The organism is Serratia sp. JUb9 (assembly GCF_014298095.1).
Taxonomy (GTDB): Bacteria; Pseudomonadota; Gammaproteobacteria; order Enterobacterales; family Enterobacteriaceae; genus Serratia_B; species Serratia_B rhizosphaerae.
In genome coordinates, this window is record NZ_CP060416.1 from 121,226 (window position 1) to 145,188 (window position 23,963).

Here is a 23,963-nt window from a genome sequence, read left to right on the forward strand (position 1 = left end):
TCACGTGTCAGGCAAAGGAAGCCTGTTTTATCGCACCACGTGTCTGTCCAATGGTTAATTGACACTATTTTCAGCAAAAAAACATCAAAATCATCGTTTTTTCTGAAATTTAATTACAGCCTGCGGCTTATCAGTCTGGCTAATTACGCACGGGCTTACGCCTTTCAGCAAGGGGCATGATAGGTCATTGCCCCTATGATTTCGTTGGTTTATTGATGGCAGAAGTGATCGACCAGCTGGCCGATCAGCGTGCGGGTTGGTTCAATAAAGGCGGTATCAATGTATTCATCCGGCTGGTGCGCCTGGTTGATGGAGCCGGGGCCCAGCACCAGCGTCGGGCACACTTCCTGGACGAACGGCGCTTCGGTGCAGTAGTTAACCACCTCAGTGCGTGAGCCCAGCAGCTGCTCGATCACTGCCACCAGATGGTGATCGGTCGGGCACTCGTAGCCGGGGATCGGCGGATGCAGTTCATCAATGCTCAGCCGGCCCGGCCAGCGTTCGCTGACCGGCGCCAGCGCGCTGTGCATCAGCTCATTAATATTCTCCAGCGTCATGCCCGGCAGCGGACGGATATCCAGATGCAGTTCACAACAGGCGCAAATACGGTTTGCCGCATCGCCGCCATGAATATGCCCGAAGTTCATCGTCGGATACGGCACGGCAAACGCCGGATTGTTATAGCGTTCCTGCAGGGCGTTACGCAGTTCCATCAGATGGCCGATCGATTCATGCATCAGATCAATGGCGTTAACACCGCGCGCCGGATCGCTTGAGTGGCCGGACTGGCCGGTGATGCGGATGGCGTTGGAGAGGTGGCCTTTATGCGCGCGCACCGGGCGTAACGACGTCGGTTCGCCGATGATGGCGAAATCCGGGCGGATGGCGGTTGAGGCGGCAAAATAGCGTGCGCCGGCCATCGTCGTTTCTTCATCCGCCGTGGCCAGGATATACAGCGGCTTGGTCAGTTTGCTGGCGTCGATATCGCGCACCGCATCCAGAATAAAAGCAAAGAAACCTTTCATATCCGCCGTGCCGAGACCGTACAGCTTATTGTCATGTTCGGTCAGAGTGAACGGATCGCGCGTCCAGCGTCCTTCATCATAAGGTACGGTGTCGGTGTGGCCGGCAAGCAGCAGGCCGCCGCTGCCTTCACCGATGCTGGCCAGCAGGTTGAATTTGTTGCGGGTGTCCGGCACCGGTTGTACGTCGACGCGGAAGCCTAAATCGCTAAACCAGCCGGCCAGCAAATTGATTAACGCTTCATTACTCTGATCGAGAGCGCCATCGGTGGCGCTGATCGACGGGGTGGCGATCAGCGCCCGGTACAGCTCAATAAATGGAGGTAATTTCATCTTCACTGTTGACAGCCTTTGGTTAGGGTAGTATCAATATTCATGCATTTATTTTGAATAAAAATACAGTAAACTAAAGCGTAACGGAACCCGAGGACCGGATGTTTATAAAAACATCAACGCTCAATCACGTGGGTGAACGACGCAACAACGCGGTCGAGCCCTGTTACCGGGGTCGCAAGCGACCACTTGGCAAGTTTAGAAGGTGAAAGGCCACATGTTGAACACGCTGATCGTTGGTGCCAGCGGCTATGCCGGAGCGGAGCTCACGGCGTACCTGAATCGCCACCCACATATGAACATAACCGCTTTAGCGGTTTCAGCGCAAAGTGCAGATGCAGGAAAATTGCTTTCCGACCTGCATCCTCAGTTGAAAGGCATCGTTGATTTACCGCTGCAGCCGCTGACGGACGTGGCGCAAGCGGCGCAGGGCATTGATGTGGTGTTCCTCGCCACCGCCCATGAAGTCAGCCATGACATTGCGCCGGCGTTTCTGGCTGCCGGCTGTGTGGTGTTTGATCTATCCGGCGCCTTCCGGGTGCAGGATGCGGCGTTTTATCAGCAATATTACGGGTTTGAGCATCAGCATGCCGGCTGGCTGGAACAGGCGGTGTACGGGCTGGCCGAGTGGCAGAGCGAAAAAATCAAAACGGCGCAGCTGATTGCGGTGCCGGGCTGCTACCCGACCGCCGCTCAGCTGGCGCTAAAACCGCTGATCGACGGCCAGTTGCTGAACCTGACGCAGTGGCCGGTGATTAACGCCACCAGCGGCGTCAGCGGCGCCGGACGCAAGGCCAGCGTCACCACCAGCTTTTGCGAAGTGAGCCTGCAGCCGTATGGAATTTTCACCCACCGGCATCAGCCGGAAATCGCCGCACATCTCGGCGCACCGGTGATCTTCACCCCGCATTTGGGCAACTTCCCGCGCGGCATTCTGGAAACCATTACCTGCCGACTGCAGCCCGGCGTGAGCGCTGCGGATATCGCCGCCGCCTATCATGCCGCCTATGACGACAAGCCGCTGGTGCGGCTGTACGAACAGGGCGTGCCGGCGCTGAAGGCGGTGGTGGGGCTGCCATTCTGCGATATCGGCTTTGCCGTGCAGGGTGAGCACCTGATCGTCGTAGCGGTGGAAGATAACCTGTTAAAAGGCGCGGCCGCTCAGGCGGTGCAGTGCCTGAATATTCGCTTTGGGTTCCCTGAAACCCAATCATTACTTTAAGTCCGCGTGAGTAAATAACGATGAATCCGTTAATTATCAAGTTAGGTGGCGTGTTATTAGACAGTGAAGAAGCGCTGGAGCGTCTGTTTACCGCGCTGGACAGCTATCGCGCCCAGTATCAGCGTCCGCTGGTGATCGTGCACGGCGGCGGCTGCGTGGTGGATGAGCTGATGAAGCAGCTGTCTTTGCCGGTGGTGAAGAAAAACGGCCTGCGGGTCACACCCGCTGAACAGATCGACATTATTACCGGCGCGCTGGCGGGCACGGCCAATAAAACCCTGCTGGCCTGGGCGGTTAAGCACCAAATCAACGCGGTCGGCCTGAGCCTGGCGGACGGCAACAGCGTTGCGGTTACGCAGCTCGATCCGGAGCTGGGCCACGTGGGCAACGCGCAGCCGGGGTCGCCGGCACTGCTGCAAACCCTGCTGGGCGCGGGTTATCTGCCGGTTGTCAGCTCCATCGGCATTACCGCCGGCGGCGAGCTGATGAATGTCAATGCCGACCAGGCCGCGACGGCGCTGGCCGCCACGCTGGGCGCCGACCTGATCCTGCTGTCGGACGTCAGCGGCATTCTGGACGGCAAGGGCCAGCGCATTGCCGAAATGACGGCGCAAAAAGCGGAGCAGCTTATCGAACAGGGCATCATCACCGATGGTATGGTGGTGAAGGTTAACGCGGCGTTGGACGCTGCCCGCACCCTTGGCCGCCCGGTCGATATTGCCAGCTGGCGCAATGCGGAAAAATTACCGGCGCTGTTCAACGGTGAATCAATCGGCACCCGGATTCTTGCTTAACTTCAGATTTGAAATAGGAATAAGACAATGCAAAACCAAAATATCAAAAAAATCGTGCTGGCTTACTCCGGCGGCCTGGATACTTCTGCCATCATTCCGTGGCTGAAAGAGAACTACGGCGGCTGTGAAGTGGTGGCGTTTGTGGCGGATATCGGCCAGGATCGCAGCGATCTGGAAGGGGTGGAGAAAAAGGCGCTGCAGTCCGGCGCCTCCGAGTGTCACGTGGTCGACCTGCGTGAAGAGTTCATCCGTGATTATGTCTATCCGGTGCTGCAGACCGGCGCATTGTATGAAGGCACCTACCTGCTCGGCACCTCCATGGCGCGTCCGATTATCGCCAAGGCGCAGGTTGAGCTGGCGCTGAAGGTTGGCGCCGACGCGCTGTGCCACGGCGCAACCGGTAAAGGTAACGATCAGGTGCGTTTCGAAACCACTTACACGGCGCTGGCGCCGCAGCTGAAAGTGGTGGCGCCTTGGCGTGAGTGGAACCTGCGTTCCCGTGAAGCGCTGTTGGACTACCTGAAAGAGCGTAATATTCCGACTACCGCGTCGCTGGAAAAAATCTACAGCCGTGATGAAAACGCCTGGCATATTTCCACCGAAGGCGGCGTGCTGGAAAGCCCGTGGAATGCGCCGAACAAAGATTGCTGGGTATGGACCGTCGATCCGCTGGAAGCGCCGGATCGGCCGGAGCAGGTCACCATCCGCGTAGAAAAAGGCCGGGTGGTGGCGGTGAACGGTGAAACACTGACGCCGTACCAGTGCCTGGAAAAACTGAACGAACTGGGCGCCAAGCACGGCGTGGGGCGGATCGATATCGTCGAGAACCGTTTGGTCGGCATCAAATCCCGCGGCTGCTATGAAACCCCGGGAGGCACCATCATGGTTGCGGCGCTGCGCGGCGTCGAGCAGCTGGTGCTGGATCGCGACAGCTTCAAATGGCGCGAGCAGTTAGGGCTGGAAATGTCCTACGTGGTTTATGACGGCCGCTGGTTCGCGCCGTTGCGTCGTTCGATTCAGGCTTCTGCTGAAGCGCTGGCGGAAGAGGTGAACGGTGAAGTGGTGCTGCAGCTGTATAAAGGCCAGGTGACGGCGGTTCAGAAAAAATCGGCCAACAGCCTGTATTCAGAAGAGTTCGCCACCTTTGGCGAAGACGAAGTTTATGACCACAGCCATGCCGGCGGCTTTATCCGCCTGTTCTCTCTGTCTTCACGTATCCGTGCGTTGAACGAACAGAAGTAAGGTCAGCGGTTGTGAGTTTGTCGGGGCGCAGCATGCTGCGCCCCTGATGTTCTGAGCGAATGCATAAAAAATTCAGGAGCAGATTATGGCACTTTGGGGCGGGCGGTTCAGTCAGGCGGCGGATCAGCGGTTCAAACACTTAAACGACTCACTGCGTTTCGATTACCGTCTGGCGGAGCAGGATATTGTCGGCTCCGTCGCCTGGTCGAAAGCGCTGGCGACCGTCAACGTACTGACGGCGCAGGAGCAGCAGCAGCTGGAACAGACGTTGAACGCCTTGTTGACGGAAGTGCAGGCCGATCCGCTGGCGATCGTGCAGAGCGATGCGGAAGATATCCACAGTTGGGTGGAGCAGAAGCTGATTGAGAAAGTCGGCGATCTGGGTAAAAAGCTGCACACCGGGCGGAGCCGTAACGATCAGGTGGCGACCGATCTGAAACTATGGTGCAAACAGCAGGTCGGCGATCTGCTGACGGCGATCGTCCAGCTGCAGCAGGCGCTGGTGGAAACTGCCGAAGCCAATCAGGATGCGGTGATGCCGGGGTATACCCACCTGCAGCGCGCACAGCCGGTGACATTCGCTCACTGGTGCCTGGCGTATGTAGAAATGCTGGCCCGTGACGAAAGCCGCCTGCAGGATACGCTGAAACGGCTGGATGTCAGCCCGCTTGGCTGCGGCGCACTGGCGGGGACCGCTTATCCTATTGACCGCGAACAGCTGGCCGGCTGGCTGGGTTTTGCTTCCGCCACCCGCAACAGTCTGGACAGCGTTTCCGACCGTGACCACGTGCTGGAACTGCTGTCCAACGCTTCAATCAGCATGGTGCACCTGTCGCGCTTTGCCGAAGACCTGATCTTCTTTAACAGCGGCGAAGCGGACTTTATTGAGCTTTCCGACCGTGTGACGTCCGGCTCGTCGCTGATGCCGCAGAAGAAAAACCCGGACGCGCTGGAGCTGATCCGCGGTAAATGCGGCCGCGTGCAGGGCGCATTGACCGGCATGATGATGACGTTAAAAGGCCTGCCGTTGGCGTATAACAAAGACATGCAGGAAGACAAAGAAGGGCTGTTCGACGCGCTCGACACCTGGATGGACTGCCTGCAGATGGCGGCGCTGGTGCTGGACGGTATTCAGGTGAAACGTCCGCGCTGTCAGGAAGCGGCGGAGCAGGGCTATGCCAATGCCACCGAACTGGCGGATTACCTGGTTGCCAAAGGCGTGCCTTTCCGTGAGGCGCACCATATCGTCGGTGAGGCGGTGGTCGAGGCCATTCGTCAGGGCAAGGCGCTGGAAGCGTTGCCGCTGGCCGATTTGCAGCAGTTCAGCAGCGTGATCGGCGATGACGTCTATCCGGTGCTGTCGCTGCAGTCCTGCCTTGATAAACGCGCGGCGAAAGGCGGCGTATCGCCGCAGCAGGTCGCCAGCGCCATTGCCGCCGCCAAGCAGCGGCTGGCATAACGCTCAGGGCTAGTGAACAACGTAAAGGCGCGGCATGATGCTGCGCCTTTTGCGTTTTTCAGCCGGCGAGCCGGGCGCACAGGTAGCGATTCAGGCTGACGCAAATGCGTCCAGGCCCCGCAGAATAAAAAAGGCGGGCCACTTTACCGGCCCGCCCAATGTTTCCCTGGGTTTGTTATTAATCGTTAATCAGACTGACAGGAATTTTTCCAGATCGTCGCTGCCGCCGATATGACGGCCGCCGATAAATACCTGCGGCACGGTGGCGCGGCCGCTGACGGCGCGCAGGCTGACGGTGGTCGCGTCCTGGCCCAGAACGATCTCTTCATACTGCATGCCGCGCTCTTGCAGCATCTGTTTGGCTTTGGCGCAGAACGGACAGCCCGGCTTGGTGAACACGGTGATGGACTCCTGCACTTTGAACTCCGGCGCCAGGTATTTCAGCATGGTGTCGGCGTCAGACACTTCAAACGGGTCGCCCGGTTTGTTGGGCTCCACGAACATTTTTTCGACCACGCCGTTGCGCACCAGCATGGAGTAGCGCCATGAACGCGGGCCGAAGCCGAGCTCGGCTTTCTCAACCAGCATATTCATGCCTTTGGTGAATTCGCCGTTGCCGTCCGGCACGAAGGTAATATTTTCGGCGTGCTGGTCCGCCTTCCAGGCGTTCATCACGAAGGTGTCGTTGACGGAAACGCACAGGATGCTGTCGACGCCGTGCTGCTTAAATACGCTGAACAGCTCGTTATAGCGTGGCAGATGGCTGGAAGAGCAGGTCGGGGTAAAGGCGCCCGGCAGGGAAAACACGACCACGGTCTTGTCTTTAAACAGATCGCTGGTGGTGACGTCGACCCATTGGTCGCCTTGGCGGGTGTGGAACGTAACCTGAGGGACTTTTTTGCCTTCTTGGCTGGTAAACATAGAGTAACCCCTTCATAAGATAAAATAATTTTTCTTTGCTGACGTAATGTCGCTTCGTTGATGAACATTATTCACGTCGGGGCTTGATAGTTCTAATCACTCATTGCTATCTTATCTATCGCCACGGTCTATCGTGGCATGGAGGGAAACAATGAATATTCGTGATTTAGAGTACCTGGTCGCCTTGGCCGAGCACCGCCACTTCCGGCGCGCTGCCGATTCATGCCATGTCAGCCAGCCCACGCTGAGCGGCCAGATCCGCAAACTGGAAGATGAACTGGGCGTGATGCTGCTGGAACGCACCAGCCGTAAAGTGCTGTTTACTCAGGCAGGTCTGCTGCTGGTGGAACAGGCGCGAACCGTACTGCGTGAAGTCAAGGTGTTAAAGGAGATGGCCAGCCAGCAGGGGGAAACCATGTCCGGGCCGCTGCATATCGGTCTGATCCCGACGGTGGGGCCTTACCTGCTGCCGCAGATTATCCCGACGCTGCATAAGTCCTTCCCGAAGCTGGAAATGTATCTGCACGAAGCACAAACCCAGCAGCTGTTGGCCCAGCTCGACAGCGGCAAGCTGGATTGCGCGATTCTGGCGTTGGTCAAAGAGACCGAAGCCTTTATTGAAGTGCCGCTGTTTGACGAACCGATGAAGCTGGCGGTCTATTCCGATCATCCGTGGGCGCAGCGTGAGCGCGTCGCGATGCCGGATCTGTCAGGGGAAAAACTGCTGATGCTGGAAGACGGCCACTGCCTGCGCGATCAGGCGATGGGCTTTTGTTTCCAGGCCGGTGCGGATGAGGACACCCATTTCCGCGCTACCAGTCTGGAGACGCTGCGCAATATGGTGGCCGCTGGCAGCGGGATTACGCTGCTGCCTTCACTGGCGGTGCCGTCGGAACGCGAGCGTGACGGCGTGTGCTATCTGGATTGCTATAAACCGGAGCCGAAACGCACCATTGCGCTGGTATATCGCCCCGGCTCCCCGCTGCGCAGTCGTTATGAGCAGCTGGCCGAGGCGATTCGCGAGCATATGCAAAGTTACATCGGCTCGACGTTAAAACAAGCGGTTTAAGCCGTTGAGTGCCGCCACCCGGTAGGCTTCGGCCATGGTTGGATAGTTGAAGGTAGTATTAACGAAATACTCGATAGTATTACCTCCATTCTTCTGTTCCATGATCGCCTGACCGATGTGAATGATCTCGGCGGCACGCTCGCCAAAGCAGTGGATCCCCAGGATCTCCAGCGTATCGCGGTGGAACAGGATCTTCAGGCTGCCGACGTTCATGCCGGCAATCTGCGCCCGCGCCAGGTGTTTGAACTGGGCGCGGCCCACTTCATACGGCACTTTCATCGCCGTCAGTTCCTGCTCGGTTTTACCGACGGAGCTGATTTCCGGAATGGTGTAAATCCCGGTCGGGATATCGTCGATCAGGTGCCCGCCCACTTCACCGCTGGAGATCGCCTGCGCGGCGATGCGCCCTTGATCGTAAGCGGCAGAAGCCAGGCTCGGGTAGCCGATGACGTCGCCCACGGCATAGATATGCGGCACCGCGGTTTGGTACATGCTGTTGACTTTCAGCAGCCCGCGGCTGTCTGAATCCAGGCCGACATTCTCCAGCCCCAGCGAGTCGGTGTTACCGGTACGGCCGTTGGCGTACAGCAGGCAGTCCGCTTTCACTTTCTTGCCGGACTTCAGGTGTACGATAACCCCGTCATCCACCCCTTCGATTTTCTCGTACTCTTCGTTATGGCGGATCACTACGCCGTTGTTCCAGAAGTGGTAGGAGAGTGAATCCGACATTTCCTGATCGAGGAACGCCAGCAGACGATCGCGGGTGTTGATCAGATCGACCTTGACGTTCAGGCCGCGGAAGATCGAGGCGTATTCGCAGCCAATCACCCCGGCGCCATAAATAATGACGTGGCGCGGTTCGTGGTTCAGCTCAAGGATGGAATCGCTGTCGTAAATACGCGAGTGGTTAAAGTCGACGCCGGCCGGATGATAAGGGCGCGAGCCGCAGGCGATGACGATATGCGTCGCGCTGACCGTGTCCTGCGTGCCGTCCGGGTAAGTGACGCTGACGGTATTGGCGTCGATAAAGTGGGCGTCGCCGGCAAACAGTTTGCACTGGTTGCGCTCATAGAACCCCTGGCGCATACGCGTTTGCTGATTGATAACGTTGTCGGCGTGGCGGAGGATGTCAGGGAAAGTGGCGCTGAGCGTACGGGAATTATTGTAGAGCGGGTTTTGGTTGAATTCGATAATACGGCTGACGGCGTGGCGGAGGGCTTTCGAGGGGATGGTGCCCCAGTGGGTACAACCACCGCCGACGTTATTGAACCGCTCAATCACGGCCACACGGGCGCCTTGTTTCACCAACCCCATAGCGGCACCTTCGCCGCCAGGGCCCGAGCCAATAATTATGGCGTCAAATTGATAGTGCTGTTGCATGTAGGAGGGACCTATTCTTATACAAAATTACAACGGTATCTTAACATCATAGCGCTGCACACCCAATCACCATTAGGCTTTTTGAGGCAAAGTGCGACAGAGAGCGACTATCATCGCCGCTGGGCGCGTTTGTATAAATGCTGTTGCAATAAAATTTGCTATATTGCCACCCTTACGGCGTTAGACTGAGAGAATGGAAGTTATCTGGATATGCATATGGGCGTCAGAGCACAACAGAAAGAACGGACGCGTCGTTCCCTGATTGAGGCGGCTTTTAGCCAACTCAGCGCCGAACGCAGTTTCGCCAGCCTGAGCCTGCGGGAAGTTTCCCGCGAGGCAGGGATTGCGCCGACCTCGTTTTATCGTCATTTCCGCGATGTGGATGAGCTGGGGCTGACGATGGTCGATGAAAGCGGCCTGATGCTGCGCCAGCTGATGCGGCAGGCGCGTCAGCGCATCGCCAAGGGCGGCAGCGTGATCCGCACGTCGGTGTCCACCTTTATGGAATTTATCGGCAATAACCCTAATGCGTTTCGCCTGTTGCTGCGTGAACGTTCCGGCACCTCTGCGGCATTTCGCGCCGCGGTGGCGCGTGAAATCCAGCATTTTATTGCCGAACTGGCGGATTACCTCGAACTGGAAAACCATATGCCGCGCAGCTTTACCGAAGCGCAGGCCGAGGCGATGGTGACCATCGTGTTCAGCGCCGGCGCCGAAGCGCTGGATATTGATATTGAGCAGCGCTGCCAGCTGGAAGAGCGGCTGGTGCTGCAACTACGCATGATCTCTAAAGGCGCTTACTACTGGTATCGCCGCGAGCAAGAAAAAACGTCTGTGTCCCACGTATAAAAAAGAAGGTGAAAAGTAATGGAAAAACCAGGCCGTGAGAATGGCACCTTACTGCTGGCATTGGTTGCCGGCCTTTCTGTTAATGGTTCTTTTGCCGCACTGTTTAGTTCGGTCGTGCCGTTTTCGGTCTTCCCGCTGATTGCTTTGGTGCTGGCGGTGTACTGCCTGCATCAGCGTTATCTTAACCATGCGATGCCGGACGGTATGCCAAAGCTGGCGGCGGGCTGCTTTTTACTGGGGCTGCTGCTGTATAGCGCCATTGTGCGCGCGGAATATCCGCAGATCGGCTCCAACTTCCTGCCGTCGATTCTGTGCGTAGCGCTGGTGTTGTGGCTGGGCGTGAAGTTGAAGGCGCGCAAAGCGCTTAACGTTGAGAACGGCCCGCAGTCATAAGCGTGGCTGATGTCGGGCGCCGCTGAGCGCCCGACAATATAACGATCAGGCGCGTTTTTCCAACAGTACGCCGCACTCCATATGGTGGGTATACGGGAACTGATCGAACAGCGCCAGACGCGTAACCTGATGCGTTTCCTGTAGGGTCGCCAGATTGGCGCACAGCGTTTCCGGATTGCAGGAAATATACAGAATGCGCGGGTAGGCCTGCACCATCTTCACCGTCTCGTCATCCAGCCCGCTGCGCGGCGGATCGACAAAAATCGTCTCGCAGTTATAGTCACTTAATTCAATGCCCTGCAGACGGTTGAAGCTGCGCACGCCGTTCATTGCCTGAGTAAACTCTTCCGCCGACATCCGAATGATCTGCACGTTATCGATCTGATTGGCGGCGATATTGTATTGCGCCGCCGCAACCGAAGGCTTGGCGATCTCGGTGGCCAGTACGCGCTCGAAGTTGCGCGCCAGCGCCAGCGAGAAATTGCCGTTTCCGCAGTACAGCTCCAGCAGATCGCCTTTGGCGCCGGCGGTCACGTCCAGCGCCCACTCCAGCATTTGCACATTCATCGCCGCGTTGGGCTGGGTAAAGCTGTTTTCCACCTGGCGGTAGATCATGTCGCGGCCGGCGACCGGCAGCACTTCATCGACATAATCCTGATCCAGCATCATCTTCATTTTTGACGCACGGCCGATCAGGTGCAGGTCGAAGCCTTGCGCGCGCAGCGCGTCACGCAGTTGCTCCGCATGCTGCCGCCACTCTTCGTCCAGTTTGCGGTGATACAGCAGTGAGGCGATGATTTTGCCGCTTTGGGTGGAGAGATAATCAATCTGGAACAGCTTACGCCGCAGGATGGGTTCCGGTTTGATGGCGGCGATCAGCGCCTGCATCAGGCGGTTAATCAGCTCGCTGGCGGCCGGGAAACGATCGATGCGGATGCGCTGCTTGGTCTGCTGATCGAACATGATGTGGTACATCTCGTCTTCATCATGCCAGATGCGAAACTCGGCGCGCATGCGGTAGTGCTGGACTGGCGAGCGGTACACTTCCGGCTCGGGCGCCCCGAACGGCGACATCATGGTTTTCAGGCGGCTGGTTTTTTCCGCCAGCTGCTCGTCGTAGCGTTCAATCGGCAAATTCTCGGGGGTCATGGTCTTCTCGTCAGTCAAATTGGATCAGCGGGGATTGTAGGGAATTGGGCTGTGAAGTCCAGTTTTGTCCGCTGTCATGTTGTTGCCCAGATTGGCAGTCTAGACATCCATTTACATTGATCGTAGCATTGCCGTCCGGCCTCAAGCAGCGAGTTAAAAGGGAATCCGGTGAGAATCCGGAGCTGGCGCGCAGCGGTATGGGGAAGTCACGGCGATAGCGTATTCACGCAGACACTGTCCATCTGCAGGACGGGAAGTCATCGCCCGGTGTCGGCGGTTTTCTGCCACCGGCAAATCCCAAGCCCGAAGACCTGCCGGTATTACGTCGCAACTACCCTGAACGGCGCGAATCTCGGCCAGGGATCTGCGGCATCCGCCAATTAAGTTTGGATGCTTTTCTCATGATAACGATAAAAAATACGCTGCTGGCGGTGGCTTCCTCCGTCACGGCTTTTTCCGTCTGGGCGCAAGACAACGCAGCAATCAATAACAACGGCGAGAATCTGGTGGTGTCGGCCAACCGCTTCCCGCAACCTGTTTCTTCCGTATTGGCGCCGACCTCGGTGGTCACCCGCAATGATATCGATCGCTGGCAGGCCAAAAGCCTGACCGACGTGATGCGTCGTCTGCCGGGGGTAGATATCGCGCAGAACGGCGGTATGGGGCAGAACAGTTCACTGTTTATCCGCGGCACCAACTCCAGCCATGTACTGCTGCTGATCGACGGTATTCGCCTGAATCAGGCCGGCGTCAGCGGTTCTTCCGATCTGAGCCAAATTCCTCTCTCGCTGGTGCAGAAGGTGGAATATATTCGTGGCCCGCGTTCGGCGGTGTACGGTTCCGACGCCATCGGCGGCGTGGTCAACATTATCACCACCCGTGAAAAGAACGGCACCACGCTGTCTGCCGGCGTTGGCAGCAACGGCTATCAGGCCTATGACGCTGCGACTCAGCAGCCACTGGGGGAGAATACCGTCGCCACCCTGGCCGGCAACTATACCTATACCAAAGGGTATGACGTTGTCGCCTACGGCAGTACCGGCCTGCAAAGCCAACAGGACCGCGATGGCTTTATGAGCAAGTCGCTGTATGGCTCGGTTCAGCACCAGTTTAATGAACGGCTCAGCGGCTTCTTCCGTGGCTATGGTTATGACAACCGCACGGCGTATGACGGCTATTATTCACCCGGCGCGGCGCTGGTGGACACGCGTAAATTGTACAGCCAGACCTGGGACAGCGGTGTGCGCTATCAGCAGGGTATTTACGCCACCCAACTGGTAGGTAGTTACAGCCACAGCAAAGATTACAACTACGATCCGCGCCTTGGGCAGTATGCAAGTTCAGCGCGGCTGGATGATGTTGAGCAATACAATCTGCAGTGGGGAAATACATGGCGGCTAGGGCAGGGGACGCTGAGCGCCGGCGCTGACTGGCAGAATCAAAAAATCAAACCGAATACCGCCTCGGTGACGGAAGAAAAAAGCCAGCGCAATACCGGACTGTACCTGACCGGCCAGCAGCTGCTTGGCCCGGTAACGCTGGAAGCGGCGGTACGCGGCGACGACAACAGCGAGTTTGGCTGGCATGCTACCTGGCAGACCAGTGCAGCGTGGGAATTTGTGGAAGGCTACCGGTTTATCGCCTCTTACGGCACCGCATTTAAAGCGCCGAATATGGGGCAGCTGTACAGCGACTTTTATGGCAACGGCTCCCTGAAGCCGGAAGAGAGTAAACAGTGGGAAGGCGGCTTTGAAGGGGTGAGCGGGCCGGTGAGCTGGCATGTATCTGCTTACCGTAATGACGTTGATAACCTGATTGACAGCGATCCGGTGACTTACCGTTATTACAACATCGGCAAGGCGAGAATTAAGGGCGTTGAGGCTACCGCATCGTTTGATACCGGTCCGTTAACCCATCAGTTGGGTTATGACTATGTGGATGCGCGCAATGCCAAAACCAATGAGTTGCTGCCGCGTCGCGCCAAACAGCAGGTAAAGTATGAGCTGGACTGGCAGATATACGATTTGGACTGGGCGGTGACCTATCATTACCTGGGACAACGTTACGATAAAGACTACAGCGGTTACCCGGCGCGCAGCGTGAAGCTCGGCGGCGTCAGCCTGTGGGATCTCGCGGTGTCGTATCCGGTCACATCACATCTGACAGTTCGTGGTAGAATTGCCAACCTGTTTGATAAAGATTATGAGACGGCATATGGCTACGCTACTCCAGGGAGAGAGTACTACCTCACCGGAAGCTATACCTTCTAATTCCACCGCTGCGCCGCGCCCGACGGTGCTGGTATTTGATTCCGGCGTCGGCGGGTTGTCGGTATATCAGGAGGTTCGGCAGCTGTTGCCGGATCTCCACTATATATACGCTTTCGATAATGTGGCCTTTCCTTATGGTGAGAAGTCCGAGGAATTTATCGTTGAACGCGTGCTGGAGATTGTCGGCGCAGTACAGCAGCGACACCCTCTGGCGATTGTGATTATTGCCTGTAACACCGCCAGTACCGTTTCCTTACCCGCTTTACGTGAACGCTTCGAGTTTCCGGTGGTGGGCGTTGTTCCCGCTATCAAGCCCGCCGCCCGTTTGACGGTTAATGGCAGCGTCGGGCTGCTGGCAACGCGCGGCACCGTGCAGCGCGCCTATACCCGTGAATTGATCGCCCGCTTTGCCACCGACTGCCAAATTGAGTTGCTGGGCTCATCCGAGCTGGTAGAGCTGGCGGAGGCGAAACTGCATGGCGAAGAGGTGCCGCTGCCGGTGCTGAAGAAAATTCTGCAGCCTTGGCTGAGCATGCGCGAACCGCCGGACACGGTCGTGTTGGGCTGCACCCACTTCCCGCTATTAGCGGATGAGTTGATGCAGGTGCTGCCGGAAGGGACGCGGCTGGTGGATTCCGGTGCGGCGATTGCCCGTCGTACCGCCTGGTTGATCTCAACGCAGGAAGATTTGGTATCGACGCAGGATGACAATCTTGCCTACTGTCTGGCGTTAAATGAAGATACTGATGCTTTATTGCCCGTTTTACAGGGTTACGGCCTCAAATCGCTGAAAAAACTGCCGCTTTAACGCCATTTTGATTAAATGTTCAACGGTTGAAAAGTTTTTTGAAATTAGGGGTTGCGGCGTTCTGAGAACTCCCTATAATGCGCCTCCACTGACCGGGAACAACGACTGACAAGCCGCCGGGTCAGCGAGAAGAAAGCGAAATAAACGCTTGACTCTCCGGGCGAAAAGCGTAGTATACGCAGCCCGCGCCGATGAGAATTATCTCCGGCGATGCTCTTTAACAATTTATCAGACAATCTGTGTGGGCACTCACAAGACGATATCCAGCATCCTCGGATGCAAAAAATATCAAGTCTTGAAGAGTGACTAACTGAAGTAAAATTCATGCAGTAAATCTTTGAGCAACAGCTATTAACTTAGCGAATCAAGCTTTTAATTGAAGAGTTTGATCATGGCTCAGATTGAACGCTGGCGGCAGGCCTAACACATGCAAGTCGAGCGGCAGCGGAAAGTAGCTTGCTACTTTGCCGGCGAGCGGCGGACGGGTGAGTAATGTCTGGGAAACTGCCCGATGGAGGGGGATAACCACTGGAAACGGTGGCTAATACCGCATAACGTCTTCGGACCAAAGTGGGGGACCTTCGGGCCTCACACCATCGGATGTGCCCAGATGGGATTAGCTAGTAGGTGGGGTAATGGCTCACCTAGGCGACGATCCCTAGCTGGTCTGAGAGGATGACCAGCCACACTGGAACTGAGACACGGTCCAGACTCCTACGGGAGGCAGCAGTGGGGAATATTGCACAATGGGCGCAAGCCTGATGCAGCCATGCCGCGTGTGTGAAGAAGGCCTTCGGGTTGTAAAGCACTTTCAGCGAGGAGGAAGGGTAGTGTCTTAATACGGCATTACATTGACGTTACTCGCAGAAGAAGCACCGGCTAACTCCGTGCCAGCAGCCGCGGTAATACGGAGGGTGCAAGCGTTAATCGGAATTACTGGGCGTAAAGCGCACGCAGGCGGTTTGTTAAGTCAGATGTGAAATCCCCGAGCTTAACTTGGGAACTGCATTTGAAACTGGCAGACTAGAGTCTCGTAGAGGGGGGTAGAATTCCAGGTGTAGCGGTGAAATGCGTAGAGATCTGGAGGAATACCGGTGGCGAAGGCGGCCCCCTGGACGAAGACTGACGCTCAGGTGCGAAAGCGTGGGGAGCAAACAGGATTAGATACCCTGGTAGTCCACGCCGTAAACGATGTCGATTTGGAGGTTGTGCCCTTGAGGCGTGGCTTCCGGAGCTAACGCGTTAAATCGACCGCCTGGGGAGTACGGCCGCAAGGTTAAAACTCAAATGAATTGACGGGGGCCCGCACAAGCGGTGGAGCATGTGGTTTAATTCGATGCAACGCGAAGAACCTTACCTACTCTTGACATCCAGAGAACTTTCCAGAGATGGATTGGTGCCTTCGGGAACTCTGAGACAGGTGCTGCATGGCTGTCGTCAGCTCGTGTTGTGAAATGTTGGGTTAAGTCCCGCAACGAGCGCAACCCTTATCCTTTGTTGCCAGCGGTTCGGCCGGGAACTCAAAGGAGACTGCCAGTGATAAACTGGAGGAAGGTGGGGATGACGTCAAGTCATCATGGCCCTTACGAGTAGGGCTACACACGTGCTACAATGGCGTATACAAAGAGAAGCGAACCTGCGAAGGCAAGCGGACCTCATAAAGTACGTCGTAGTCCGGATTGGAGTCTGCAACTCGACTCCATGAAGTCGGAATCGCTAGTAATCGTAGATCAGAATGCTACGGTGAATACGTTCCCGGGCCTTGTACACACCGCCCGTCACACCATGGGAGTGGGTTGCAAAAGAAGTAGGTAGCTTAACCTTCGGGAGGGCGCTTACCACTTTGTGATTCATGACTGGGGTGAAGTCGTAACAAGGTAACCGTAGGGGAACCTGCGGTTGGATCACCTCCTTACCTAAAGATATCCTGACTGTGCAGTGTCCACACAGATTGTCTGATGAAAAAGTAACGAGCAGAAATACCTTTATAGGCTTGTAGCTCAGGTGGTTAGAGCGCACCCCTGATAAGGGTGAGGTCGGTGGTTCAAGTCCACTCAGGCCTACCAAATTCTTCCTTATGCTGCGTTATGCTCTCGGTCGTTTACCAAAGTAAACTTCCCGGTCGCATGCCTTGCCTAAGAAAGAATTAACTCTTTACGAGTTGGTAATAACAAAGGTATTGCACGCGATTATATGGGGCTATAGCTCAGCTGGGAGAGCGCCTGCCTTGCACGCAGGAGGTCAGCGGTTCGATCCCGCTTAGCTCCACCATATAAGTCCGAAAATCAATACTTCAGAGTATATTGGCAACAGTATGCTGCGAAGTATTTTGCTCTTTAACAATCTGGAACAAGCTGAAAATTGAAACATGGCAGCTGAAACTTGTCCCCCGTAGACGTTCGGGATGAGGAGTAACCTGTCATAGAGTCTCTCAAATGTAGCAACGCGACGATGTCGAAAGACACCTTCGGGTTGTGAGGTTAAGTGACTAAGCGTACACGGTGGATGCCTAGGCAGTCAGAGGCGATGAAGGGCGTGCTAATCTGCGAAAAGCGTCGGTAAGGTGATATGAACCGTTATAACCGACGATACCCGAATGGGGAAACCCAGTGTGTTTCGACACACTATCATGTCATGAATACATAGTGGCATGAGGCGAACCGGGGGAACTGAAACATCTAAGTACCCCGAGGAAAAGAAATCAACCGAGATTCCCCCAGTAGCGGCGAGCGAACGGGGAAGAGCCCAGAACCTGAATCGGCTTGTGTGTCAGTGGAAGCGTCTGGAAAGTCGCACAGTAAAGGGTGATAGTCCCGTACACGAAGATGCACAGGTCGTGAGTTCGATGAGTAGGGCGGGACACGTGTTATCCTGTCTGAATATGGGGGGACCATCCTCCAAGGCTAAATACTCCTGACTGACCGATAGTGAACCAGTACCGTGAGGGAAAGGCGAAAAGAACCCCGGCGAGGGGAGTGAAATAGAACCTGAAACCGTGTACGTACAAGCAGTGGGAGCACCTTCGTGGTGTGACTGCGTACCTTTTGTATAATGGGTCAGCGACTTATATTTTGTAGCAAGGTTAACCGAATAGGGGAGCCGTAGGGAAACCGAGTCTTAACTGGGCGTCTAGTTGCAAGGTATAGACCCGAAACCCGGTGATCTAGCCATGGGCAGGTTGAAGGTTGGGTAACACTAACTGGAGGACCGAACCGACTAATGTTGAAAAATTAGCGGATGACTTGTGGCTGGGGGTGAAAGGCCAATCAAACCGGGAGATAGCTGGTTCTCCCCGAAAGCTATTTAGGTAGCGCCTCGTGAACTCATCTTCGGGGGTAGAGCACTGTTTCGGCTAGGGGGCCATCCCGGCTTACCAAACCGATGCAAACTCCGAATACCGAAGAATGTTATCACGGGAGACACACGGCGGGTGCTAACGTCCGTCGTGAAGAGGGAAACAACCCAGACCGCCAGCTAAGGTCCCAAAGTCATGGTTAAGTGGGAAACGATGTGGGAAGGCACAGACAGCCAGGATGTTGGCTTAGAAGCAGCCATCATTTAAAGAAAGCGTAATAGCTCACTGGTCGAGTCGGCCTGCGCGGAAGATGTAACGGGGCTAAACCATGCACCGAAGCTGCGGCAGCGACGCTTATGCGTTGTTGGGTAGGGGAGCGTTCTGTAAGCCGTTGAAGGTGTGCTGCGAGGCATGCTGGAGGTATCAGAAGTGCGAATGCTGACATAAGTAACGATAATGCGGGTAAAAACCCCGCACGCCGGAAGACCAAGGGTTCCTGTCCAACGTTAATCGGGGCAGGGTGAGTCGACCCCTAAGGCGAGGCTGAAAAGCGTAGTCGATGGGAAACAGGTTAATATTCCTGTACTTGGTGTTACTGCGAAGGGGGGACGGAGAAGGCTAGGCTAGCCGAGCGACGGTTGTCTCGGTTTAAGCGTGTAGGGGGAGTGACCTGGTAAATCCGGTTGCTTGTTAACCCTGAGGCGTGATGACGATGCACTACGGTGCAGAAGTAGTTGATGCCAAGCTTCCAGGAAAAGCCTCTAAGCTCCAGGTAACACGAAATCGTACCCCAAACCGACACAGGTGGTCAGGTAGAGAATACCCAGGCGCTTGAGAGAACTCGGGTGAAGGAACTAGGCAAAATGGTGCCGTAACTTCGGGAGAAGGCACGCTGGCGCGTAGGTGAAGTCCCTTGCGGATGGAGCTGAAGCCAGTCGCAGATACCAGCTGGCTGCAACTGTTTAATAAAAACACAGCACTGTGCAAACACGAAAGTGGACGTATACGGTGTGACGCCTGCCCGGTGCCGGAAGGTTAATTGATGGGGTTATGGGTAACCAGAAGCTCTTGATCGAAGCCCCGGTAAACGGCGGCCGTAACTATAACGGTCCTAAGGTAGCGAAATTCCTTGTCGGGTAAGTTCCGACCTGCACGAATGGCGTAATGATGGCCAGGCTGTCTCCACCCGAGACTCAGTGAAATTGAACTCGCTGTGAAGATGCAGTGTACCCGCGGCAAGACGGAAAGACCCCGTGAACCTTTACTATAGCTTGACACTGAACATTGAGCCTTGATGTGTAGGATAGGTGGGAGGCTTTGAAGTGTGGACGCCAGTCTGCATGGAGCCAACCTTGAAATACCACCCTTTAATGTTTGATGTTCTAACTCGGCCCCCTAATCGGGGGTGAGGACAGTGTCTGGTGGGTAGTTTGACTGGGGCGGTCTCCTCCCAAAGAGTAACGGAGGAGCACGAAGGTTAGCTAATCACGGTCGGACATCGTGAGGTTAGTGCAAAGGCATAAGCTAGCTTGACTGCGAGAGTGACGGCTCGAGCAGGTGCGAAAGCAGGTCTTAGTGATCCGGTGGTTCTGAATGGAAGGGCCATCGCTCAACGGATAAAAGGTACTCCGGGGATAACAGGCTGATACCGCCCAAGAGTTCATATCGACGGCGGTGTTTGGCACCTCGATGTCGGCTCATCACATCCTGGGGCTGAAGTAGGTCCCAAGGGTATGGCTGTTCGCCATTTAAAGTGGTACGCGAGCTGGGTTTAGAACGTCGTGAGACAGTTCGGTCCCTATCTGCCGTGGGCGTTGGAAGATTGAGAGGGGTTGCTCCTAGTACGAGAGGACCGGAGTGAACGCACCACTGGTGTTCGGGTTGTCATGCCAATGGCATTGCCCGGTAGCTAAGTGCGGAAAAGATAAGCGCTGAAAGCATCTAAGCGCGAAACTTGCCTCAAGATGAGTCTTCCCTGGGCCTTTAAGGCCCCTGAAGGAACGTTTAAGACTAAGACGTTGATAGGCTGGGTGTGTAAGTGCAGCGATGCATTGAGCTAACCAGTACTAATGAACCGTGAGGCTTAACCTTACAACACCGAAGGTGTTTTAGAGACGGATGACAAAATCGTCGGGAACGATTTTGAACAACGCGGAGCGTTGGCCCCGAAGGGGTGAGTATCAGGATGATACGAATAATTTTCAGCGAAGTTCCGAGATTGGATTGACTGGCGACGTGGAAGCGTTGCGGGTTGATTGAAACAGAATTTGCCTGGCGGCAATAGCGCGGTGGTCCCACCTGACCCCATGCCGAACTCAGAAGTGAAACGCCGTAGCGCCGATGGTAGTGTGGGGTCTCCCCATGCGAGAGTAGGACACTGCCAGGCATCAAATAAACGTTATCAGAGTGACGCCTGATAATTGCAAGGCTCAGAAGAAGCCTTGCTGCTTTGAAAAAAGCAACGTAACAGAATCGGTGGAGCGGTAGTTCAGTTGGTTAGAATACCTGCCTGTCACGCAGGGGGTCGCGGGTTCGAGCCCCGTCCGTTCCGCCACTTATTTAGATTATGCCTGCTGACAAGCGGGCATAATGGTAAGCACGATTTAGGGGCGTAGCTCAGTTGGTAGAGCACCGGTCTCCAAAACCGGGTGTCGCGAGTTCGAGTCTCTCCGCCCCTGCCATATTAAAAACCCTTTGCGCAAGCGAAGGGTTTTTTGCTTTTTACTCCCGCCATTTTTTCCTTCACGTTAACTCTTTTTGCGATGATGATGCGCCTATAAATTGGCGAGTGGCTTTATTGCCGCTTAAAAGGCCATAGAGGCCTTTTTGATTGATGCAGACTCTACCCCTACCATTGAAAAATTAAAACGGCTGTGGCGCCTCATGCTGCGGTATTTAAAGGTATTTTTAGCAGTTGACGGATAAGCGGCTGTTGATCGCTGTTTTGCAGCCAAACAGCATATAGCGGGCGCGTAATACTTGGCGCTTCTGCGTTGGCGATCAAGTTCGGATACTCCTTTTCCCATTGGCTTGGCAAAAAGGCGCAACCGCCGGTGGTTTCCAGCAGCTGGCGCGTCAGATGCGCAGATGTGGTAGTCAGAACCGGTACGGTCTCCGCGTCCAACATTCGGCTTTCCTGCTGATGGAAATCCGCACCCCATTCCAGTTTGATATAGGGCATTGGCGCCTGTCGATCGCGTAGCGATGAGGAAAAGAGTCGTAACGAAAAGTTGCCCAGTAGCTGGCTGGTTAATTCATCCATTTTGGGCGGCTCGGTGGTAATCAGTAAATCGAGTTGTCTTTCGTGCAGCTGTTTTACCAACGAATGCCGTAATGCGATGCGTGCTTCCAGCTGTAATGTCTCACGCTGTTGGTAAAGCGACTGCAGCCACGGAGTCAGATAGGCTTCCCATAATGATGCGCTAGCGCCGATCGATAGTTCGCTATGCTGAGGCGACCGTACAACTTCTTTTTTGGCCAGCTGCCAGGTGTTCATCAGGCTTTCTGCGTAGGGCAGCAGACGTTCTCCGGCCGGCGTCAGACGAATATTATTGCGGTGGCGGGTGAATAAATTCGCACCTAATTGATTTTCCAACTGACGAATACGAAAGCTGACTGCCGACTGCGTTAAATACAGAGATTCTGCGGCTCGGCCAAAGTGACGCGTTCTACTGACCTCCAAAAAGGTTTTCAGTAATTCGGTATCCACGCCTTTCTCCAAAATTTTTTTGTCGTTAAGATTTAAATGTTTTGTTTTACACGCTGTCAAGCCTATCTAATACTCCGCGCCATAAACAGCACGGCCATAAGAGAATTAGGAGCGTGTCAGATGGCGGATAGTTTCACCACGACTAATCGTTTTTTTGATAATAAACACTACCCTCGCGGGTTCTCCCGTCACGGCGATTTCACCATTAAAGAAGCGCAATTGCTAGAGCGTTTCGGCTATGCGTTCAATGAGTTGGATGCAGGGAAACGCCAGCCAGCCACTGAAGAAGAACAGCTGTTCGTCGCAGTGTGCCGCGGTGAACGTGAGCCGGTTACCGAGCAGGAAAAAGTATGGACCAAGTATCTGGCACGCACGCGTCGCCCGAAAAAATTCCATACTCTGTCCGGCGGTAAGCCACAGGCTGATGCGGTGGAAGATTACACCGACAGCGATGATTAAAAAGAATGGGGCTTCGGCCCCATTTTTTTATTCCAGGCTGCGATGTAGCTGGATCAGCAGACGCTCCATCCTCCGGTAGCCTAACGCTTCGCTGAGATGGTGACGGGCGATCTGTTTTTCTCCCGCTAAATCGGCCAGCGTGCGTGCGACCTTCAGAATGCGGTGCCAGGCACGCACGGATAGCCCCAGCTTAAGCAGCGTCGTTTCCAGGTAGTGCGCGTCTGCATCACTCAGTGAGCAATCGCGATCCACCTCGGGCTTATCGAGAATGGCGTTAATCTTGCCGGCACGCTGTAATTGCCGCTCCCGCGCCGCCATGACCCGCTGGCGCACCTGCTGGCTGCTTTCCCCTATCTGTTGTTGTTTACTCAGCGTGCCGGGTGGCAGTAAGGGGACTTCGATCGATAAGTCGAACCGGTCGAGGAACGGCCCGGAAAGTCGCCCCAGGTAGCGCAGTATCTGCTGCGGCGGGGTACGGTTATGCATGCCCTGATAGTGGCCTGTCGGGCTGGGATTCATGGCGGCTATCAGCTGAATTCGCGCCGGAAAGCAGACTTTGGCGCTGGCGCGCGAGATGACAATTTCTCCCGACTCCAAAGGTTCGCGCAGGGCGTCCAGCGTGCGCCGTTCAAACTCTGGCAGCTCGTCAAGGAACAGCACGCCGTTGTGCGCCATGGATATTTCCCCTGGGCGCGGCAGAGAACCGCCGCCGACCAGCGCAGCCATGGATGCGCTGTGATGCGGTGCCCTGAATGGCCGCTGGCGCCACGGCAGCTTGCCGGCAGACTGATGCTGCAGACTGGCCACCGCAACGCTCTCCAGCGCTTCCTGGTCGGTTAACGGCGGTAATAACCCCGGCAGGCGGCTTGCCAGCATGGTTTTGCCGGTGCCCGGTGGGCCGAGCAGCAGCAGGTTATGCCCGCCGGCGGCGGCGATCTCCAGCGCCCGCTTGGCCTGTTCCTGGCCAATAATATCCTGCAGGTCGCCCTGGCAGGCGTTGAACAGAGCGGCAGGTGGCTCGGCAAGCGCCAGCTCGCCTTGGCCCTGCAGAAAGGCGCAGACGGCTAGCAGGTGTGCCGCAACGCGTGTTCCCTCATCCGGTAGCAGGCCAACTTCGCCCTCGTTTTCCTCGGGCAATATAAGCCCTCTGCCGTCTTGCTGCGCTGCAATCGCCGCAGGAATGGCGCCGCTGACGGCGCGCAGTGCGCCAGACAGCGCCAACTCGCCGAGAAATTCGTGTTTTGCCAACCGATCGGTTGGGATCTGTTCTGAAGCGGCAAGGATCGCCAGGGCGATTGGCAGATCGTAGCGCCCGCCTTCCTTGGGCAAGTCCGCCGGCGCCAGATTGACGGTAATGCGTTTTGCAGGAAAGGTAAAACCGTTGTTGAGCAACGCGCTGCGTACCCGATCTCTTGCTTCCTTGACCGTGGTTTCCGGCAGGCCGACCAACGTTAATCCGGGCAATCCGTTGCTGATATGAACTTCAACCGTCACCGACGGTGCCTGAACGCCCAGCGTAGCCCGAGTAAAAATAACCGCCAATGACATAGAGCCTCCTTACTCAGGCTGGCAGCATGCGCTTCCCTGGC

General features: G+C 55.8%; 16 protein-coding genes, 4 tRNA genes, 3 rRNA genes and 1 riboswitch. Of the genes, 17 read left to right on the forward strand and 6 right to left on the reverse strand.

Going from position 1 to position 23,963, the window contains the following annotated elements; genetic code table 11:
• Window positions 1-209: 209 nt before the first annotated feature.
• Entirely contained in the window at window positions 210-1,355 is a 1,146-nt protein-coding gene (gene argE / locus HF675_RS00580) for an acetylornithine deacetylase (RefSeq protein ID WP_187043905.1), read from the reverse strand.
• Window positions 1,356-1,572: 217 nt separating this feature from the next.
• Here argE and argC point away from each other — a divergent pair, with 217 nt between their 5' ends.
• The 4 genes from argC to argH all read left to right on the forward strand — a co-directional run bounded on the left by argC (window position 1,573) and on the right by argH (window position 6,072).
• Window positions 1,573-2,577, forward strand: coding sequence for an N-acetyl-gamma-glutamyl-phosphate reductase (argC, locus tag HF675_RS00585; protein WP_105233040.1), 1,005 nt, complete (start codon window positions 1,573-1,575; stop codon window positions 2,575-2,577).
• 20 nt (window positions 2,578-2,597) lie between these two features.
• Window positions 2,598-3,371 carry an acetylglutamate kinase gene (gene argB, locus HF675_RS00590; RefSeq protein ID WP_105233039.1) on the forward strand — a complete coding sequence of 258 codons (774 nt, stop codon included), beginning with the start codon at window positions 2,598-2,600 and terminating at the stop codon, window positions 3,369-3,371.
• Window positions 3,372-3,398: 27 nt separating this feature from the next.
• The gene (locus HF675_RS00595) at window positions 3,399-4,613 is read left to right on the forward strand and encodes an argininosuccinate synthase (RefSeq protein ID WP_105233038.1); all 1,215 of its coding nucleotides are present in this window, start codon (window positions 3,399-3,401) and stop codon (window positions 4,611-4,613) included.
• 85 nt (window positions 4,614-4,698) lie between these two features.
• On the forward strand, window positions 4,699-6,072 hold the full coding sequence (argH, locus tag HF675_RS00600; RefSeq protein ID WP_187043906.1) for an argininosuccinate lyase: 1,374 nt from the start codon (window positions 4,699-4,701) through the stop codon (window positions 6,070-6,072).
• A 189-nt stretch (window positions 6,073-6,261) separates the two neighbouring features.
• Here argH and HF675_RS00605 read toward each other — a convergent pair whose 3' ends face one another.
• Window positions 6,262-6,993 carry a glutathione peroxidase gene (locus HF675_RS00605; RefSeq protein WP_105233036.1) on the reverse strand — a complete coding sequence of 244 codons (732 nt, stop codon included), beginning with the start codon at window positions 6,991-6,993 and terminating at the stop codon, window positions 6,262-6,264.
• 151 nt (window positions 6,994-7,144) lie between these two features.
• Here HF675_RS00605 and oxyR point away from each other — a divergent pair, with 151 nt between their 5' ends.
• Window positions 7,145-8,062: a DNA-binding transcriptional regulator OxyR gene (gene oxyR / locus HF675_RS00610; protein WP_105233035.1), complete on the forward strand. Its 918-nt coding sequence runs from the start codon at window positions 7,145-7,147 to the stop codon at window positions 8,060-8,062.
• Here oxyR and sthA read toward each other — a convergent pair.
• Entirely contained in the window at window positions 8,045-9,442 is a 1,398-nt protein-coding gene (sthA, locus tag HF675_RS00615; RefSeq protein ID WP_105233034.1) for a Si-specific NAD(P)(+) transhydrogenase, read from the reverse strand. The genes oxyR and sthA overlap by 18 nt on opposite strands.
• Before the next feature lie 216 nt (window positions 9,443-9,658).
• Between sthA and fabR the strand changes: the two genes are divergently transcribed.
• On the forward strand, window positions 9,659-10,291 hold the full coding sequence (gene fabR / locus HF675_RS00620) for an HTH-type transcriptional repressor FabR (RefSeq protein WP_015962297.1): 633 nt from the start codon (window positions 9,659-9,661) through the stop codon (window positions 10,289-10,291).
• An 18-nt stretch (window positions 10,292-10,309) separates the two neighbouring features.
• Window positions 10,310-10,684, forward strand: a complete 375-nt coding sequence (locus HF675_RS00625; RefSeq protein ID WP_105233033.1) for a YijD family membrane protein — start codon at window positions 10,310-10,312, stop codon at window positions 10,682-10,684.
• 45 nt (window positions 10,685-10,729) lie between these two features.
• Here the strand turns inward: HF675_RS00625 and trmA are convergent, their stop codons facing one another.
• Window positions 10,730-11,833 (reverse strand): tRNA (uridine(54)-C5)-methyltransferase TrmA, encoded by a 1,104-nt coding sequence (gene trmA, locus HF675_RS00630; protein ID WP_105233032.1) that lies wholly within the window; start codon window positions 11,831-11,833, stop codon window positions 10,730-10,732.
• Between the two features lie 119 nt (window positions 11,834-11,952).
• Window positions 11,953-12,167, forward strand: a riboswitch (cobalamin riboswitch).
• Between the two features lie 67 nt (window positions 12,168-12,234).
• On the opposite strand from trmA, the gene btuB reads away from it, so the two are divergent.
• From btuB to HF675_RS00675, 9 genes are all read left to right on the forward strand, one after another.
• The gene (gene btuB, locus HF675_RS00635; RefSeq protein ID WP_187043907.1) at window positions 12,235-14,103 is read left to right on the forward strand and encodes a TonB-dependent vitamin B12 receptor BtuB; all 1,869 of its coding nucleotides are present in this window, start codon (window positions 12,235-12,237) and stop codon (window positions 14,101-14,103) included.
• A complete protein-coding gene (gene murI, locus HF675_RS00640) occupies window positions 14,048-14,911 on the forward strand; it encodes a glutamate racemase (RefSeq protein ID WP_187043908.1) in 864 nt (287 codons plus the stop codon). Before btuB ends, murI begins: the two co-directional genes overlap by 56 nt.
• Before the next feature lie 373 nt (window positions 14,912-15,284).
• Window positions 15,285-16,826: ribosomal RNA gene (locus tag HF675_RS00645) — 16S ribosomal RNA — on the forward strand.
• A 74-nt stretch (window positions 16,827-16,900) separates the two neighbouring features.
• Window positions 16,901-16,977: transfer RNA gene (locus tag HF675_RS00650), tRNA-Ile, on the forward strand.
• A 129-nt stretch (window positions 16,978-17,106) separates the two neighbouring features.
• Window positions 17,107-17,182, forward strand: a tRNA-Ala gene (locus tag HF675_RS00655).
• Window positions 17,183-17,389: 207 nt separating this feature from the next.
• Window positions 17,390-20,297 (forward strand): 23S ribosomal RNA (locus tag HF675_RS00660).
• Between the two features lie 179 nt (window positions 20,298-20,476).
• A 5S ribosomal RNA gene (rrf, locus tag HF675_RS00665) occupies window positions 20,477-20,592 on the forward strand.
• Together the 16S, 23S and 5S rRNA genes with 4 tRNA genes alongside form the textbook arrangement of a ribosomal RNA operon.
• A 91-nt stretch (window positions 20,593-20,683) precedes the next feature.
• Window positions 20,684-20,760, forward strand: a tRNA-Asp gene (locus tag HF675_RS00670).
• Between the two features lie 51 nt (window positions 20,761-20,811).
• Window positions 20,812-20,887: transfer RNA gene (locus tag HF675_RS00675), tRNA-Trp, on the forward strand.
• Between the two features lie 200 nt (window positions 20,888-21,087).
• On the opposite strand, the gene hdfR is transcribed toward HF675_RS00675, so the two are convergent.
• Window positions 21,088-21,915, reverse strand: coding sequence for an HTH-type transcriptional regulator HdfR (hdfR, locus tag HF675_RS00680; protein WP_105233029.1), 828 nt, complete (start codon window positions 21,913-21,915; stop codon window positions 21,088-21,090).
• Window positions 21,916-22,035: 120 nt separating this feature from the next.
• On the opposite strand from hdfR, the gene HF675_RS00685 reads away from it, so the two are divergent.
• On the forward strand, window positions 22,036-22,374 hold the full coding sequence (locus tag HF675_RS00685) for a DUF413 domain-containing protein (RefSeq protein ID WP_105233028.1): 339 nt from the start codon (window positions 22,036-22,038) through the stop codon (window positions 22,372-22,374).
• A gap of 27 nt (window positions 22,375-22,401) precedes the next feature.
• Here the strand turns inward: HF675_RS00685 and HF675_RS00690 are convergent, their stop codons facing one another.
• Window positions 22,402-23,922 carry a YifB family Mg chelatase-like AAA ATPase gene (locus HF675_RS00690; protein WP_187043909.1) on the reverse strand — a complete coding sequence of 507 codons (1,521 nt, stop codon included), beginning with the start codon at window positions 23,920-23,922 and terminating at the stop codon, window positions 22,402-22,404.
• Window positions 23,923-23,963: the final 41 nt, after the last annotated feature.

What these genes read in the sequence shown, in the direction of transcription:
- argE (WP_187043905.1), bottom strand. Translation starts at nt 1,355, where the DNA reads ATGAAATTACCTCCATTTATTGAGCTGTACCGGGCGCTGATCGCCACC.
- argC (WP_105233040.1), top strand. Translation starts at nt 1,573, where the DNA reads ATGTTGAACACGCTGATCGTTGGTGCCAGCGGCTATGCCGGAGCGGAG.
- argB (WP_105233039.1), top strand. Translation starts at nt 2,598, where the DNA reads ATGAATCCGTTAATTATCAAGTTAGGTGGCGTGTTATTAGACAGTGAA.
- HF675_RS00595 (WP_105233038.1), top strand. Translation starts at nt 3,399, where the DNA reads ATGCAAAACCAAAATATCAAAAAAATCGTGCTGGCTTACTCCGGCGGC.
- argH (WP_187043906.1), top strand. Translation starts at nt 4,699, where the DNA reads ATGGCACTTTGGGGCGGGCGGTTCAGTCAGGCGGCGGATCAGCGGTTC.
- HF675_RS00605 (WP_105233036.1), bottom strand. Translation starts at nt 6,993, where the DNA reads ATGTTTACCAGCCAAGAAGGCAAAAAAGTCCCTCAGGTTACGTTCCAC.
- oxyR (WP_105233035.1), top strand. Translation starts at nt 7,145, where the DNA reads ATGAATATTCGTGATTTAGAGTACCTGGTCGCCTTGGCCGAGCACCGC.
- sthA (WP_105233034.1), bottom strand. Translation starts at nt 9,442, where the DNA reads ATGCAACAGCACTATCAATTTGACGCCATAATTATTGGCTCGGGCCCT.
- fabR (WP_015962297.1), top strand. Translation starts at nt 9,659, where the DNA reads ATGGGCGTCAGAGCACAACAGAAAGAACGGACGCGTCGTTCCCTGATT.
- HF675_RS00625 (WP_105233033.1), top strand. Translation starts at nt 10,310, where the DNA reads ATGGAAAAACCAGGCCGTGAGAATGGCACCTTACTGCTGGCATTGGTT.
- trmA (WP_105233032.1), bottom strand. Translation starts at nt 11,833, where the DNA reads ATGACCCCCGAGAATTTGCCGATTGAACGCTACGACGAGCAGCTGGCG.
- btuB (WP_187043907.1), top strand. Translation starts at nt 12,235, where the DNA reads ATGATAACGATAAAAAATACGCTGCTGGCGGTGGCTTCCTCCGTCACG.
- murI (WP_187043908.1), top strand. Translation starts at nt 14,048, where the DNA reads ATGGCTACGCTACTCCAGGGAGAGAGTACTACCTCACCGGAAGCTATA.
- HF675_RS00685 (WP_105233028.1), top strand. Translation starts at nt 22,036, where the DNA reads ATGGCGGATAGTTTCACCACGACTAATCGTTTTTTTGATAATAAACAC.
- HF675_RS00690 (WP_187043909.1), bottom strand. Translation starts at nt 23,922, where the DNA reads ATGTCATTGGCGGTTATTTTTACTCGGGCTACGCTGGGCGTTCAGGCA.